The sequence below is a fragment of the Actinocrispum wychmicini genome, assembly GCF_004345645.1.
Lineage (GTDB): Bacteria > Actinomycetota > Actinomycetes > Mycobacteriales > Pseudonocardiaceae > Kibdelosporangium > Kibdelosporangium wychmicini.
Window position 1 is genome coordinate 416,773 of the sequence record NZ_SLWS01000001.1, and the last position, 15,340, is coordinate 432,112.

The 15,340-nt window shown below is 67.9% G+C and carries 12 protein-coding genes and 2 tRNA genes; 3 read left to right on the top strand and 11 right to left on the bottom strand.

Annotated elements, in window-relative coordinates; all coding sequences use genetic code 11:
• Positions 1 to 18 precede the first annotated feature (18 nt).
• From EV192_RS02090 to EV192_RS02105, 4 genes are all read right to left on the bottom strand, one after another.
• A complete protein-coding gene (locus tag EV192_RS02090; RefSeq protein ID WP_243726580.1) occupies positions 19 to 720 on the bottom strand; it encodes a FadR/GntR family transcriptional regulator in 702 nt (233 codons plus the stop codon).
• Positions 717 to 1,406: an IspD/TarI family cytidylyltransferase gene (locus EV192_RS02095; RefSeq protein WP_132110529.1), complete on the bottom strand. Its 690-nt coding sequence runs from the start codon at positions 1,404 to 1,406 to the stop codon at positions 717 to 719. The genes EV192_RS02090 and EV192_RS02095 overlap by 4 nt, the downstream gene beginning before the upstream one ends.
• 30 nt (positions 1,407 to 1,436) lie before the next feature.
• Positions 1,437 to 1,631: a hypothetical protein gene (locus tag EV192_RS02100; protein ID WP_207925860.1), complete on the bottom strand. Its 195-nt coding sequence runs from the start codon at positions 1,629 to 1,631 to the stop codon at positions 1,437 to 1,439.
• 76 nt (positions 1,632 to 1,707) lie between these two features.
• On the bottom strand, positions 1,708 to 3,219 hold the full coding sequence (locus EV192_RS02105; protein ID WP_132110531.1) for an FAD-dependent oxidoreductase: 1,512 nt from the start codon (positions 3,217 to 3,219) through the stop codon (positions 1,708 to 1,710).
• A gap of 97 nt (positions 3,220 to 3,316) precedes the next feature.
• Between EV192_RS02105 and EV192_RS55465 the strand changes: the two genes are divergently transcribed.
• From EV192_RS55465 to EV192_RS02115, 3 genes are all read left to right on the top strand, one after another.
• Complete coding sequence (locus EV192_RS55465; protein WP_243726581.1) at positions 3,317 to 3,805, top strand: AfsR/SARP family transcriptional regulator; 489 nt, start codon at positions 3,317 to 3,319, stop codon at positions 3,803 to 3,805.
• Complete coding sequence (locus EV192_RS02110; RefSeq protein ID WP_243726693.1) at positions 3,765 to 6,458, top strand: ATP-binding protein; 2,694 nt, start codon at positions 3,765 to 3,767, stop codon at positions 6,456 to 6,458. Before EV192_RS55465 ends, EV192_RS02110 begins: the two co-directional genes overlap by 41 nt.
• 75 nt (positions 6,459 to 6,533) lie before the next feature.
• Entirely contained in the window at positions 6,534 to 7,097 is a 564-nt protein-coding gene (locus tag EV192_RS02115; RefSeq protein ID WP_132110533.1) for a hypothetical protein, read from the top strand.
• Here the strand turns inward: EV192_RS02115 and EV192_RS02120 are convergent.
• The 7 genes from EV192_RS02120 to gyrB form a co-directional block, all read right to left on the bottom strand.
• Entirely contained in the window at positions 7,001 to 7,663 is a 663-nt protein-coding gene (locus EV192_RS02120; protein ID WP_132110535.1) for a lysophospholipid acyltransferase family protein, read from the bottom strand. The genes EV192_RS02115 and EV192_RS02120 overlap by 97 nt on opposite strands.
• A 165-nt stretch (positions 7,664 to 7,828) precedes the next feature.
• Positions 7,829 to 7,901, bottom strand: a tRNA-Ala gene (locus tag EV192_RS02125).
• Positions 7,902 to 7,973: 72 nt separating this feature from the next.
• Complete coding sequence (locus EV192_RS53580) at positions 7,974 to 8,111, bottom strand: DLW-39 family protein (RefSeq protein ID WP_165960168.1); 138 nt, start codon at positions 8,109 to 8,111, stop codon at positions 7,974 to 7,976.
• 178 nt (positions 8,112 to 8,289) lie between these two features.
• Positions 8,290 to 8,363, bottom strand: a tRNA-Ile gene (locus tag EV192_RS02130).
• Between the two features lie 62 nt (positions 8,364 to 8,425).
• On the bottom strand, positions 8,426 to 9,319 hold the full coding sequence (locus tag EV192_RS02135; RefSeq protein ID WP_132110537.1) for a DUF3566 domain-containing protein: 894 nt from the start codon (positions 9,317 to 9,319) through the stop codon (positions 8,426 to 8,428).
• A 40-nt stretch (positions 9,320 to 9,359) separates the two neighbouring features.
• Positions 9,360 to 13,172 (bottom strand): intein-containing DNA gyrase subunit A, encoded by a 3,813-nt coding sequence (gyrA, locus tag EV192_RS02140; RefSeq protein ID WP_132110539.1) that lies wholly within the window; start codon positions 13,170 to 13,172, stop codon positions 9,360 to 9,362.
• A gap of 47 nt (positions 13,173 to 13,219) precedes the next feature.
• Entirely contained in the window at positions 13,220 to 15,193 is a 1,974-nt protein-coding gene (gene gyrB / locus EV192_RS02145) for a DNA topoisomerase (ATP-hydrolyzing) subunit B (protein WP_132110541.1), read from the bottom strand.
• Positions 15,194 to 15,340: the final 147 nt, after the last annotated feature.

Sequence of the window (15,340 nt, forward strand, 5' to 3'; positions counted from 1 at the left end):
TGTCAGCGTCGACAGGACTCAGGGCTCCAGCAACCTTTGCACCTCGTCGGCCGACTGCTCGACGATACTGCGGGCCACCCGTTCGGCGGCCGCCGCGTCACCTCGTCGAATCGCTTCCGCCACAAGGACATGCCAGTCCAGTGCCTCCCGGTTGGCGGTCGCCGGGAGCAGGCTCAGCTCTTTCCGGCCGTTCAGCACCGTCGCGGTCACCTCGCCGACGTGCACGAACAAGTCGTTGCCGCACGCGAGGAACACGATCCTGTGGAACGCCACGTCCGCGGCGATGAACCTGCCCATGTCACCGGCGACGGCATGCGCACGCATCTCGTCCGCGAACCGGGACAACTCCGCTCGCTGTTCGGCAGTGGCGTGCGTCGCGGCGAGACCAGCGGCGACCGGTTCGACCGCGCCACGTAACTGGGACAGCTGGCCGAGCAACCGCCGGCGGTCCGATCCGGCCAGGCGCCACCGGATCAGCTGCGGGTCGAAGAGGTTCCAGTCCGTGGCGGGCAGGACGGTCATCCCGACCTTCGGTCGGCTGCGGACCATTCGCAGTGCCTCCAGCACGCGCACGGCTTCCCTTGCCACGGTTCGGGAAACGCCGTATCTGGTGGTCAGCTCGTCGAGGCGGAGAATGGTGCCGCTCGGATACCGGCCCGAGGCGAGCGCCATGCCGAGTGAGTCGAGCAGGTGCGCGTGCAGGCCGCGCGCGGACGTCACCGAGGCTCCAGGATCCGCTCCGCGACCACCAGGTCGTGTTCGAACGTGATCTTCAGGTTTCGTTGCTCACCTGGAACCCAGTGCACCTGGATGTCGGTGTACCGCTCAACGCACGACGCGGTGTCCGTGCCGTCGAACCCTTCCGCGGTCGCCTGCTCGTACGCGTCGAGCAACGGTTTCGCCAGGAACCCTTGTGGTGTCTGGACCGCGACCAGTTCCTCGTCGACCGGCACGACATCACCCTCGGGCGTCTCGGCTGCGAGATCCTCACTCAGCAGCCCAGGGATCGCACCGCCGTGCTCGCGGGTCGCCGCCAGCACCGCGCCCACAAGGTCACCGCTGGCCAGCGGGCGGGCTCCGTCGTGAATCAGAACGGTGTCGATCTCGCCGGACTCGATCCGCGGGGCGAGATGCCTGAGCGCGGCCAACTCCGAGCCCTGCCGCGTGCTGCCGCCGGAGACCACGTCGACCGCCATGTCGCCGACGACCTCGGCCATGAACTCGACGTCCTGTGGGCGGGTCACCAGAACAAGGACGTCGCAGTGTTCGGCGAGCGCGTGCAGCGACCAGGACAACACCGGCCGACCGGCCAACGGCAGATAGACCTTGTTGACCGACCGGCCGAACCGCGAGCCGGAACCACCAGCCAACACCACTCCGGCCACGTGTGTCACGGCCTCGATCATCCTCGTTGTCCCGTTGCCTGCACCAGAGGGTCACGCGACCAGACGCAGCCAGGCCGCGGTGAGTGCGGCGTGCCCGGCCGGCGTCGGGTGCACGCCGTCCGCGGCCCAGTACTCCGGTCCGGTCGTCGCGGCGAGCAGGCGGTCATACCCCGTTTCGAACTCCTCCACCGGGATCACGTACCCCGCTGGATCCAGCGTGTGCCAGCCCATGTCGTTGACTCCCACGAGGATCGACACCACGTCCGGGCGGGCGTCGAATCGCCGGTGAACACCACGGTGCTTCCTGGGCGCAGGGTGATCGTCATGTGCGCTCCTCGAATTCGGCACTGCCGAACCACTGCCCGACGGCCCGTTCGAACGCTTGCCGGTCGAAGTCGCGATCGCCCGCCCAGGCGACGACGCCGTCCGGCCGGACGAGCACGGCACCCAGTCCGAGGTCGTTCTTGGCCGTGCCGGCCACATAACGCAGCCGGCTCGTCGCCGAATCACGCAGCCGGCGGTCGGTACTGAAATCCAGCACGACGCCTTGTCCGTCCTGCATCTCCTCGCCGAGGCGAGTGCCGTCGCGGAGCTGGAAGTTCGGGGCGTTGCGGCCGACCAGTGGGTGCTCGCTGCCGAGGTCGTAGCGGATCGACGATCCCGACACCTTCTCGAACACGTAGGTCGTTCCGTCCCGGGTCCGGAGCAGGTCGCGGATCAACCCCTGGACCGCCTGGCCATGCGCGTCCGGCCGCAGGGCCACCGCCTGCGCGCGCGTCCAGTCGAGCACCCAGGCCGCGACCGGATGGCGTTCACGGGTGTAGGTGTCGAGGAACCCGTCCGGTCCGTGTCCGTGCACGGTCGCCGCGAGCTTCCATCCCAGGTTCATGGCGTCGCCAAGGCCGGTGTTGAGTCCCTGCCCGCCAAGCGGCGAGTGGATGTGCGCGGCGTCGCCCGCGAGCAGGACGCGTCCCTGCCGGTAGGTCGTGGTCTGCATCGCCCGGTCGGTGAAGGTCGAGACGAGATGGACCTCGCTCAACGTCACGTCGGTGCCGGACACGCGGCGCAGAACCGCCTGGAGGTGGTCGCGGGTCGGCTGCCGCGAGCGGTCGAAGGCGCCGAGGTCGAAGTCCATCATGCCGATGTGCCCTTCGGTGGGCATCTGGATGTACATGCCCGAGGGCGTCAAGTTGAACCCCGGGCTCAGCTTCTCGGGATCGGCGATGGTGACGAGCATGGTGTAGCCGGTGAACTGCGGCTCGGTGCCGACGAACTCGAAGCCCGCGAGCCCACGTACGGCACTGCGTCCGCCGTCGCAGCCGACGACCCAGCGCGCCGCGTACTCGTGCTCACCGGCGTGCACGACCGCGCTCTCGTCGTCCTGCGCGATGGCTGAGACCGTGACGCCGCGCCTGATCTCCACGCCGAGCTTGGCTGCCCGCTCGGACAGCACCGACTCGACCGCTTCGAGGCTGGTCATCAGCGAGTCCGGTGCCGGGCTGGGCAGCCGGAACGCCAACGCGGCGACGTCGACCTTGGCCGGATCGAGCACCATGCCTGCGAAGTGGCCCACGCGGCGCGGCGGTGCTGCCTCGTCCACACCTGGATCGTCGTGGACACCCGACGCGGTCAGTAGCGAGCAAAGCATTCCGCGCCGGTAGAACGTCTCGACCGACGCGGCGGACAGGCCCCGCACCCCGAGCGGGTCCGCCCGCCACGGGGAGTGGGGCTCCGGCTCCCGCTCAAGCACCAGGACCGAGCAGCCCGCGAGGCCAAGCTCACAGGCGAGGAGAAGACCGACCGGGCCGGCCCCCACGATCACTACGTCATACACGAGTAACTCCCCATTCTTCGGACACGCGGAGACTGACGCGAGCCGCTCACACGGGGCGCACACGACGCTCACACCGGGTCTGCGCGAAGATCAGGGAATGGACGGGGGTGCGCGCCTTCGCGTCACGATGCTCGGGGCGTTTCAGGCGTCTCGCGGTGACGCCGCACTACCTGTTCCGGGCGCGCGGTTGCAGGGCCTGGTCGTACGGCTGGCACTCGCCGGCGGGCGCGCGGTCGAACAGACCGTCCTCATCGACGCGATCTGGGCTGAGGAACCGCCAGCAGACCCCGCCCACGCCCTGCAGGCCCTTGTCTCGCGGCTGCGTCGCGCCCTCAGCTCGGCTGGCGACGTCGCCCAGGTCGCGGGCGGCTACCGGCTGGCCGTGGCCGACGTGGACGCGCTACGGTTCGAGCAACTTGCCGCCGCCGGCCGTGACCGCCTACGCGCAGCGGCCGTGCTCGGCGAGGCCGTGGCGCTGTGGGGCGACCGTCCAGGCGTCGAGCCCCCCGGTCGTCGCCGCGGTAGCACCCGCCGCCGCAACCCTGCTGGCCCACACTTCCGTCGAGGCCGTCGCCGACCTCGCTGACGCCGAGCTGTCCCTGGGCCGCGCCGATACGGCCGCTGCCCACCTGACCGCCCTACTCGCCGAGCAGCCGGTCCACGAGCGGGCGGCCGCGCTGCTCATGGACGCGCTCGGCGCCCAAGGTCGTCAGGCCGACGCCTTGGCTCTGTACGAACGAGTCCGCGAAACCCTCGCCGACGACCTCGGCACCGACCCTGGCACCGCGCTGCGTGAGCGCCACCTGAGCCTGTTGCGCGCAGAGCGGCCGGCCCTAACCAGCTCGAGCAATCTGCCCGCGCCGCTGACCAGCTTCATCGGCCGCGACGAGGACCTCGCCCGGATCCACACGCTGCTCGCCGCGGGTCGTCTGGTCACCGTGCTCGGGCCTGGCGGCGCCGGCAAGACACGCCTCGCCGTGGAGGCCGCCCGCCGCCACGAGTACCGCGACGGCGCCTGGATGATCGACCTCGCCTCGGTCATCGAGCCGGCCAAGGTCAGTGCGGCCGTGCTCGCCGGGATACGCGGCGGCGCGAGGTTCGAGGCCCGGATGCGGGTCGTGGGCGACGAGCTGGACGTACTCGTCGACCAGCTCGTCGGCCGGGAGAGTCTGCTGCTGGTCGACAACTGCGAGCACCTGATCGACGCCGTGGCCCACCTGGTCGCGACACTGCTGTCCCGTTGCCCGGGGCTACGCGTGCTCGCCACCAGCCGCGAAGCCCTGGCAGTCGACGGCGAGGCGTTGGTGCCGCTCGGCCCGCTCGCGCTGCCCGGCCCGAACGACGACGTCGAACAGGCCAGGCGGGTGGCGTCGGTGCGCCTGTTCACCGAGCGGGCCGCAGCCGTGCGCCCCGGCTTCGACGTCGACGAGACGACGCTGCCCGAGGTCCGGCGGGTGGTCCGCGGCCTGGACGGGATGCCGCTGGCGCTGGAGCTGGCCGCGGCCCGACTGCGGACGCTGTCCCTGCCCGAGCTGGCCGACGGACTGTCCGACCGGTTCCAACTGCTGACCAGCGGCAGCCGTACCGCGCTGCCCCGGCACCGCACGCTGCGCGCCGTCATCGCCTGGAGCTGGGACCTGCTGAGCGAGCACGAACGTACGGTCGCCGAACGCGTCTCGATCCTGCCCGGCGGCGTCACCTTGGCCTCGGCCGCCGCGGTCTGCGCCGAGATCCCGGCCGCCGAGATCCCCGAGCTGATCGCCGGTCTCGTCGACCGGTCGCTGCTGCAGCTCGCGTCCGACCCGGGCCGATACCGAATGTTGGAGACCCTGCGCGAGTACGGCATCGACCGTCTGCGGGAGACAGGCGACCTCGACACCGTCCGCGACCTGGCCGCCGGCTACTTCGCCGAGCTGATGGCCCGATGCGACCCGCAGCTGCGCGGGCCTGGCCAGCTGGCGGCCATCCGCGTTGTCAGCGCCGAGTACGACAACGCGCTGGCCGCCCTGCGCTGGCGGTGCGACACCGGTGATGCCACCGGCGCGGTCGCTCTCGCCCTGAACCTGACCTGGTACTGGCTGATGTTCGCCCGGCACCCCGACGCGGCCTACTGGCTGGGCGAGGCACTGGCGGTGCCTGGCGGTGAGCCGACGCCCGACCGCGACTGCGCCCAAGCGATCTACCTGGTCAACCGGGTCGACGCCCGGCCAGGGACGACCGCCGAGGCGGCCGAGATCCGTGAGCTGGTCGACCGGCTGCTCGCGTACCCGGTGCTGCCGGTGCGGGTACGCGCGCTCACCGTGCTCCCGCTCGCGATCCTTCAGGAGGAGGAGACCGCGCTCGCGATCCTCGAGGCCCTCGTCGACGACGTCTGGCTGGCCGGGCTGGCCCACATGTTCCGAGCCCAGGTCGCCGAGAACGCGGGCGAGCTCGACAAGATGCGCACCGCCGTGGACGTGGCCCTGGCCTGCTTCCGACAGGCCAGCGACCGCTGGGGCCAAGCCACCCGTACTGCCGTTACGCGCCCAACTGCGGCAGTACGACGACGACCTCGACGGCGCGCTGGCCGACCTGCGCGAGGCCCAGTCGCTGGCCGACGAGTTCGGCTCGCGCAGCCTCAGCGACGAGGTCTTCAGCGACCTCCGCTGGATCGACCTGTACCTGCGGCGCGGCGACGCCGACCTGACGATCGCGATGATCGACTCGGCCGGGAGCGGGCGAACTCGCCGGAGATGCTGGCCCTGGTCAACGCGTGGGAGGCCGTCTTCAGGATGCGGCTCGGCGAGCTGGACCGGGCCAGGAAGCTACTTGACGACGCCGAACGAGGTCTGCACAGCGGCACCAGGTTCCCCGCCGACCACGCCCGGACGCTGGTCGGCAACGTACGAGCCGTGCTCTGCTTGGAAACGGGTGACCTGGCCGACGCGGAGAAGGCTGTGGAGAAGGCATACGCGGCGGCGCTGAAGACCCGGGACCTGCCGATCATGTCGCAGGTGGCGGTCACCACGGCCGCGCTCGCCCAAGCACACGGGCGGCATCACGAGGCCGCTGTCCTGCTCGGCGCCGCCGCCCGCCTACGCGGTACTCACGACCGCACCAATCGGTACGTTCACGAACTCACCTACCGGGGACGGGCCGCCCTCGGCGAGGAAACCTTCGCCACGGCATACGACAAGGGTTGGGAGCTGGATGGGAAAACAGCCGTGACCGAAGTCGACCCGGCCCGACTACGCGCCTGAGCGCCACCCATGTTTCACGTTGAACCAAGTAAATTCAGTTCTGGTTGACCGCCGGGCCGTCGCACACTGTGCGCCATGAAAGAACCAGGACTCGGCGTCGACTTCGGCCGAGTGATCAACGAGGGCTCAGCAGAGCCAGGAGGCGACGACACCACGTTTCTGAGCGGCGGGTACGAGGAAGCCATGCGCACGCCGGCGATGCCGGACGCGATGGACGTCCTGCCGCGGCTGGTCGAGATGTTCGAAGGTCGCGTGTGGATCGTCTCCAAGTGCGGCCCACGCATCCAGGAACGCACCCTACAATGGCTGGACCATCACGACTTCTGGAACAAGACCGGCATTCTCCGTGCCAACACGAGGTTCTGCCGCGAACGTGCCGAGAAAGCAGTGCACTGCAAGCGGCTCGGCATCACGCACTTCATCGACGACCGGCGGGACGTCCTCGGCCACATGCGGGACGTCGTCGAGCACCGCTACCTGTTCGGTCCACAGAAGACACCCGCACCGGACTGGGTCGTCGCGACGCCCACGTGGGCCGACGTTCAGTCCCTGATCTCCTTGAGCAGTTCCCGAACCCGAGCCATGACGACCTCGGTGACCTCGCCTAAGAGTTCCCGGTCGACCGGCCGGTCCCGGTAGGCACTGAGATCCACCGGTTCGCCGACGAGCATTCGCACCCGCTTCGGCGGAAACGGCCGGAAACGCCGCCGCCGTGAGTCGAGGATCTCCTTCGTCCCCCACTTCGCGGCCGGGATGACCGGCACGTCGTTGGCCAAAGCCAGCCTCGCCACCCCGGTCCGCCCTGCACCCGGCCACCCATCGGGATCGCTGGTCAGCGTGCCTTCGGGGTAGATCACCACGACCTTGCCGTCCCGCAGCGCGGCGTCCGCGCCACGCAGGCTGTCGCCAGCCTTGGACGTACCCCGGAAGACCGGGATCTGCCCGGCGCCGTCCAGGACCCGGCCGAGAACCGGGATCTTCCACAACGTGTGCTTGGTGAAGAACCGGGGGATGCGGCCGTACTCATGGATGGAGATGGCGTCGATGATGGGATCGATGTACGACGGGTGGTTGAGCACCACCAACGCGGCGCCCTCACGCGGAATGTTCTCCAGCCCACGCGTGGTGCGGCGGGCGAACAGCCAAGTCACCGGATAGAACACCGATGCCAGCACACCAATGGCAAAAGTCCCCTTTTCCCTCACCGCCCCAACGCTACCGCGAACCCACGCAGCGCGCCCCGGGTTGGCCCGCTGTGAGGTGAGGCGCGCGAAGCGCGCACGTGGGGGGTTTGGGGGGCTCGGCCCCCCAAAATGATGTCGGAGCGAGCCGGCGAAGGTTGCGAAGCAACCGAGCAGGGTACGCCCGAGTGGAGACGAGGGGAATCGAACCCCTAACCCCTGCCTTGCAAAGGCAGTGCTCTGCCAATTGAGCTACGTCCCCGTGTGGGACTTGGCCAAGGTACCTCTGTGGTGGCCGCGCCGGTCGGCACGGCCACCGCCAGGTTGTCGCTGGTTACTTCTTGGCGCCGTTGTTGCCGGCCGGCGCGGTGGCCTCGCGCCACAGGTCGGCCTCGGCCTTCGCGGAACGGCTCCGCCGCACCACCAGGAAGATGGCACCAGCAACAGCCACAAGTGCGAAAAGCTTCTTCACGTCAGGCCTCCTTCAGGCACATGCTTAAGTTCCCCAGGCGCTCCCCAGCCTACGCGAAGCCCACCTTGGCGCGCAGCGCCCATCTGTTCCTGGGGGGTTTGGGGGGCTGGGCCCCTCAAAATAATCCGATCGATCCCGGCCCACGCTCCCCGTGGGCACAGCTCACCCAATCGATCGGTGGGCCCAGGAGGACTTGAACCTCCGACCTCTTCGTTATCAGCGAAGCGCTCTAACCGCCTGAGCTATGGGCCCTTGTGGGAACGAGGAGAAGATTACAGCACACCCGATCGCTCCCCCAAACCGGTATCCCCGGCCTACTCCCGTTCTGCCAGCGTGACTTCGAGGCCGCCGGCCAGGTCCGCCGAGACGTTGTAGACGAACGCGCCGACCGTGGCCAACGCGCTGAACAGCACGATGTTCACCGCGCCGATGATCGCCGCGACGCCGAACACCCGGCCGGCGCTGACCAGTGGCTGGCCGGTACCGCCGCTGTTGGCGGCGAACAGGTCGTTGCCGATGCCGTTGATCTTGTCCCATACGCCCATGCCGTCCAGCACCGCGTACAGCACGCCGACCGCGACCATCCAGACGAAGAACAACGCCACACCGAGCACCAGCGACAGCTTCAGCACCGACCATGGGTCGAACCGTTTGATCTGCAGGTTCGCCCGCCGAGGTCCACGGCCGGGACGACGGAGGGCACTCGGCGGCGCGCTTCCGCGCGGCGCACCAGCGAGCCCCGGGATCGGCGGGGCCTGGCCGCCCAGGTTCACCGTTGTCCGCGCGGGTTGACCGATCGGCGGCTGCGGACCTGTCTGGTGCAGGCCGACCGGCGGGTACTCGCCGAGCGCACGTGGCGCGGCCGTGCCTGTGACCACAGGACGCGGCACGCTCACGGTCTCCTCGTCCACCAGACGGGGGCGGGTGCGCTCTTCGACCACAGGCGGCTGCACGGGTTCGGGTTCTGGGTCGGCCGCGTACTTCGCGTCGCTGGTGACACGCTGCCAAGGTGGCGGCGCGGCAGCCTCGTCCTCGACCGCCACTGATTGGGCTGCCTTCTCGGTTGCCTCGCCCTGCCCATTGGCCTGTTGCTGCGGCTGTTCGGTCGAAGTCGAACGGTTTACGGTGGAGACCGTGACGGTCCGGTCGACCGCCACCTCCTGCGTCTTGTCCGTTCCTCGACCGTCCTGGGTCTCGGGGGGTGTCACGAGCTCGTCCCTCGTCTCGTCGTCGGTTCGGTCCCGACCTCTAGTCTGCGGGCTGTTCGGTTGACGCGCTGGACGGGTCGGTGGTTGTCCCGTCCGCCGGTTCCTCCGCCGCCACTTCGGCGTTCTCCGACTCCGCCGTCTCCGCACTGCGGGCGATGGCGACCAGCAGGGTGCCTTCGCCGATGTTCATCAGCCGCACACCCTTGGTCTGCCGACCCGCCTTGCGGACCTCCGCGGCCGACGTCCTGATCACACCGCCCGCCGAGGTGATGGCGTAGATCTCGTCGTCGGTCTCGACGATGAGCGCACCTACCAGCCTGCCACGCTTCGAGTCCTGCTGGATGGTCAACACACCCTTGCCGCCGCGGCCCTGCACCGAGTAATCCTCGATCGGCGTGCGCTTCGCGTACCCGCCGTCGGTGGCGACAAGGACGAACGTGCCTTCCCTCACAACTCCGAGAGTAAGCAGCTCGTCACCGGAATTGAACCGCATGCCGAGGACACCTGACGTGGCCCGACCCATCGGCCGCAGCGCCTCGTCGTTGGCGTGGAACCGGATCGACTGCCCGCCCGCCGACACCAACAGCAGGTCGTCCTCGGCGGCGCACATCACCGCCCCGACCAGCTCGTCACCCTCACGGAGGTTGATGCCGATCAGGCCGCCGGCCCGGTTGGAGTCGAAGTCGGACAGTTTGCTCTTCTTGACCAGGCCGTCCTTGGTCGCGAGCACGAGATAAGGCGTGACCCCGTAGTCCTTGATCTGGATGACCTGGGCGATGTGTTCCTCGGGCTGGAACGCCAGCAGGTTCGCCACGTGCTGGCCACGCGCGTTACGACTCGCCTCCGGCAACTCGTACGCCTTCGCGCGGTACACCCGGCCCTTGTTGGTGAAGAACAAGATCCAGTCGTGCGTGGAGCACACGAAGAAGTGCGCCACGATGTCGTCCTGCTTGAGGCCCGCGCCCTGGACACCCTTGCCGCCGCGCTTCTGTGCGCGGTACAGGTCGGTCTTCGTACGCTTCGCGTAGCCCGTCCGCGTGATCGTGATCACGACGTCCTCGACCGCGATCAGGTCCTCGACCGACACGTCGCCGTCGAACGGGATGATCCTGGTCCGCCGGTCGTCGCCGTACTTGTCGACGATCTCGGTCAGCTCGTCCCGCACGATCGCCCGCTGCCGTTCCGGCTTGTCCAGAATGTCCTGCAGGTCGGCGATGTACCGCTCGATCTCGGCCAGTTCGTCGATGATCTTCTGGCGTTCCATCGCGGACAGCCGGCGCAGCTGCAGGTCCAGGATCGCGGTCGCCTGAACCTCGTCGACGTCCAGCAACGCCATCAGGCCGGTACGCGCCTCCTCGGTCGACGCCGACCCCCGGATCAGGGCGATGACCTGGTCCAGCATGTCCAGCGCCTTGACGTAACCGCGCAGGATGTGAGCCCGCTCCTGCGCCTTGCGCAACCGGAACCGGGTCCGCCGGATGATGACCTCGACCTGGTGCTTGACGTAGTGCCGGACGATCTGGTCCAGCCGCAGCGTCCGCGGCACACCGTCGACCAGCGCCAGCATGTTGACACCGAAGTTGTGCTGCAACTGGGTGTGCTTGTACAGGTTGTTGAGGACGACCTTGGCGACCGCGTCCCGCCTGAGCGTGATCACGATCCGCATGCCGCTGCGCTTGTTGGACTCGTCGGCGATCTCCGAGATCCCGGCGATCTTGCCGTCCCGCACCAGCGAGGCCATGTTCTCGATCAGGTTGTCCGGGTTGACCTGGTACGGCAACTCGGTGACCACAAGGATGGTCCGCCCCTTGGCGTCCTCCTCGACCTCCACCACGGACCGCATCCGGACCGAGCCGCGGCCGGTCCGGTACGCGTCCTCAATCCCTTGCGTACCAAGGATGAGACCGTGCGTCGGGAAGTCCGGCCCCTTGATCCGCGTCATCAACGCGGCCAAGGTCTCATCATCGCCCGCGTCCCAGTTCTCCAGCGCCCACACCACACCGTCGGCGACTTCACGCAGGTTGTGCGGCGGGATGTTCGTCGCCATCCCGACGGCGATCCCGGAACTGCCGTTGATGAGCAGGTTCGGCACCCGCGAAGGAAGAACGACCGGCTCCTGCGTCCGGCCGTCGTAGTTGTCGCGGAAGTCAACGGTGTCCTCGTCGATGTCGGCCAGCATGTGCATGGCCAACGGCGTCAACCGCGCTTCGGTGTTGTGGCTGACGAAGCCATCGGTGATGAACGCGTGGTCTTCGGTGTCGACCCGAAGGCTGTACACCGGCTGGACGCCGGCATCGGTGATCGACTTGACCTCGGCGTAGTAGAACCGCCCGTCCACCAACGGCTCGACGACCGAAAGCACCTCCGGGTCGGTGATCCGCGAGGTGATCTCGTCGCGGGTGGTCTCCCACCGCTCGACCCGGTCGACGTTGTGCCGACGCAGCCAGTCGCGCTCGGTCCACCGGTCGGCGCCACGCTCGCGGATGTACTCGCCGACAAACGGCACGTGATCGCTGGACATCGAGCGGCTCTCGGTCGGCACCGAGGCGAGGATCGCGATCAGCTTGTCCTGCTTCACGCCGAGGAAGCCGACGTGGTTGGCGAACAGTCGAGCGTCTCGGCGGTTGGTGATGACGACCTTGATCTCGCCGTGCTCGTACCGGACCTGCTTGCTGACGACGCCGAACTGGAGCAGAAGCTGCTGCACCTCGGCGGCGAGCCGAGGGCTGCAAGTCGAGTAGGAGATCTGAACCGTGTTGCGGGGTAGTGCGGAAGCCGAGCCATCACCAGTGAACAACGAACTGAGGAAGGCCCGCTTCACTGTGACGCCGCCGCTCCACACGAACTCCGGCACGAACTTCTCCGCGCTGCGAAGATCCGCAAGCTCGGCGATGACACTCTGGCGCAGCGTGTTCGCCGGGAAACGAAGCTTGTAGAGAGTCTTGCCCGTGACCGTCATCTCGGTGTGGATGCTGCGCGTAGAACCAACTGACTTGTCATAGGCGGCCACGACAGAGTCGAAGAAGTCCTTGTCGGTGTTGTCGAAGCCAGCCTGGCCGTGGACACCGGTCCAGCCTTCGCTGATGAACCCGCCAGCCAGAATCGCAGCGGTGTATTCCTTCATCAGGACGTATTCCTCGTCCTGCGGAGTGCGCTGCATGACCACCCGGTCGCCCGGGCGAATCTCTTCCAGCAGCTTCCAGAGCAGCGTGGGCACACCGAACAGGCTCACCAGGCAGAGCACCGGGTGGTTGTGCGTGCCGGTCAGCTCGTAGCCCTCGCGGGTGGTGAGCTTCAGGGTGGGGTGCTCGCCGGAGTGGAACAGCATCTCGGCGCGAACTGGATCACCGTTGCGGTCCAGAACCTTGAGATCGATCGGGTTGTCCGAGTTGGCCTTCGCGTCCGCAACGATGTCGCCGACCTGGACCGTAGCCCCATCAGCCATCCGAATCCGAGTGTGACCTGCGACGCAATATCTCATCGCGGCTGCTGGATCGTTGCCGGGGGAACCGAAGTTGCCCTGGCCGTCGATCAACGGGTAACGCATCGACCAGCCCTGGGCCAGGCGGACCAGGGTGTCGTAGATGGCCGAGTCGCCGTGCGGGTGGTAGTTGCCCATCACGTCGCCGACGACGCGGGAGCACTTGACGTAGCCGCGGTCGGGTCGGAAGCCGGAGTCGTACATCGAGTACAGCACGCGGACATGCACCGGCTTGAGGCCGTCGCGGACGTCGGGCAGGGCCCGGCCGACGATGACACTCATGGCGTAGTCGATGTAGGAGCGCTGCATCTCCTGCTGGATGTCGACCGGCTCGGTGCGGTCGCCGTCCGGCGGCAGAGTCGTCTCGGTCACGGTTCTTCTTTCGTCTGGCTACCGGATGAATGCCTGCTGTGGACGGATCACACGTCGAGGAAACGAACGTCCTTGGCGTTGCGGGTGATGAACGAGCGGCGCGCTTCGACGTCCTCACCCATCAACACGCTGAACAGTTCGTCGGCGGTGGCGGCGTCGTCCAAGGTGACATGCCCGAGCACGCGGTTGGCCGGGTCCATGGTGGTGTCCCACAGCTCGTCCGCGTTCATCTCGCCGAGACCCTTGTACCGCTGGATGTTGTCGTCCTTGCCGAGCTTCTTGCCGGCCGCCAGGCCGGCCTCGATCAGGCCGTCGCGTTCCCGGTCGGAGTAGGCGAAGTCGGGTTCGACACCGCGCTGCCACTTGATCTTGTAGAGCGGCGGCTGGGCGAGGTAGACGTGGCCGGCCTCGACCAGTGGCCGCATGAACCGGAACAGCAGTGTCAGCAGCAGGGTGCGGATGTGCTGGCCGTCCACGTCGGCGTCGGCCATCAGCACGATCTTGTGGTACCGGAGTTTCGACAGGTCGAACTCGTCGTAGATGCCGGTGCCCAGCGCGGTGATCAGGGACTGGACCTCGGTGTTCTTCAGCACCCGGTCGATCCTGGCCTTCTCCACGTTGATGATCTTGCCTCGGATCGGCAGGATGGCCTGGTACTTCGAATCCCTGCCCTCTTTGGCCGAGCCGCCGGCGGAGTCACCCTCGACGATGTAGAGCTCGCACTCCTCGGGGTTGGTCGAGCGGCAGTCCTTGAGCTTGCCGGGCAGGCCGCCGATGTCCAGCGCGCCCTTGCGGCGGACCAGTTCCTTGGCCTTACGGGCCGCGATCCGGGCCTGCGCCGACGAGACCGCCTTGGTCACGATCGTCCTGGCGTCCGCCGGGTTGCTCTCGAACCAGTGCGCCAACTGCTCGTTGCAGGTGGTCTGCACGAAGGTCTTGGCCTCGGTGTTGCCCAGCTTCTGCTTGGTCTGGCCCTCGAACTGCGGCTCGGCGAGTTTGATCGACACGATCGCGGCGAGGCCTTCGCGGACGTCCTCACCGGTGAGGTTCACGTCCTTTTCCTTCAACATCTTCTTGTCACGCGCGTAGACGTTGACCACCCGGGTGAGCGCGGCCCGGAAGCCTTCCTCGTGGGTGCCGCCCTCGGGCGTGTTGATCGTGTTGGCGAAGGTGTAGACCGACTCGGTGTACCCGGTGTTCCACTGCATCGCGATCTCGACCTCGAGGCCGGTGCCCTTGGCCTCGAAGCCGATCACCTTGCTGTGGATCGGGTCGCGGGCGTGGTTGATGTGCTTGACGAAGTCCTCGAGCCCGCCCGGGTAGTGGTAGGTCCGCTCCTTGATCCGGGCGGCCTTCCCCTCGGCGTCCTCCAGGGTCTCCTCCTCGGAGACGCGCTCGTCCCGCAGCACGATCGTGAGGCCCTTGTTCAGGAAGGCCATCTCCTGCAGGCGCCGGGCCACGGTCTCGGCGTTGTACGTGGTGGTCTCGAAGATCGTGGGGTCGGCCCAGAAGGTGATCGACGTGCCGGTCTCGTCCGTGGCCTCGCCGCGCTGCACCGGCGTGACCGGCTCGGAGGCCGCGTAGTTCTGCGTCCAGATGTAGCCGTCCCGCTTGACGATCACCTCGAGCCGCGTGGACAGCGCGTTCACCACCGAGATGCCGACGCCGTGCAGGCCACCGGACACGGCGTAGCTGTCGCTGTCGAACTTGCCGCCGGCGTGCAGCACGGTCATGACGACCTCGAGCGCGGATCTCTTCTCCTCCAGCTGCTCGGCCACGGGGATGCCACGGCCGTCGTCGACGACCCGCACCCCGCCGTCGGCCAGCAGGGTGACCTCGATCTTGGTGGCGTAGCCGGCCATCGCCTCGTCGACGGAGTTGTCCACCACCTCTTGGATAAGATGGTGCAGACCCCGCTCACCCGTGGAACCGATGTACATACCCGGCCGCAGACGGACCGCTTCCAGACCTTTCAGCACGGAGATGGACTCGGCACCGTAAGTCTTCTGTTCGTCTCCCACGGGCGTGGTTTCTCCTCGTCTCGCCGAGGCCTGGACGGGCCTGTCGCTGATCCCCTCTACATCTTACTGGTCGAGTCCGCCAGAACCGCCCTTAGGACGCCTCTAGATTGCTCACAGAAGCCTCCGCGTGAAGTTGTATGAGGGGCG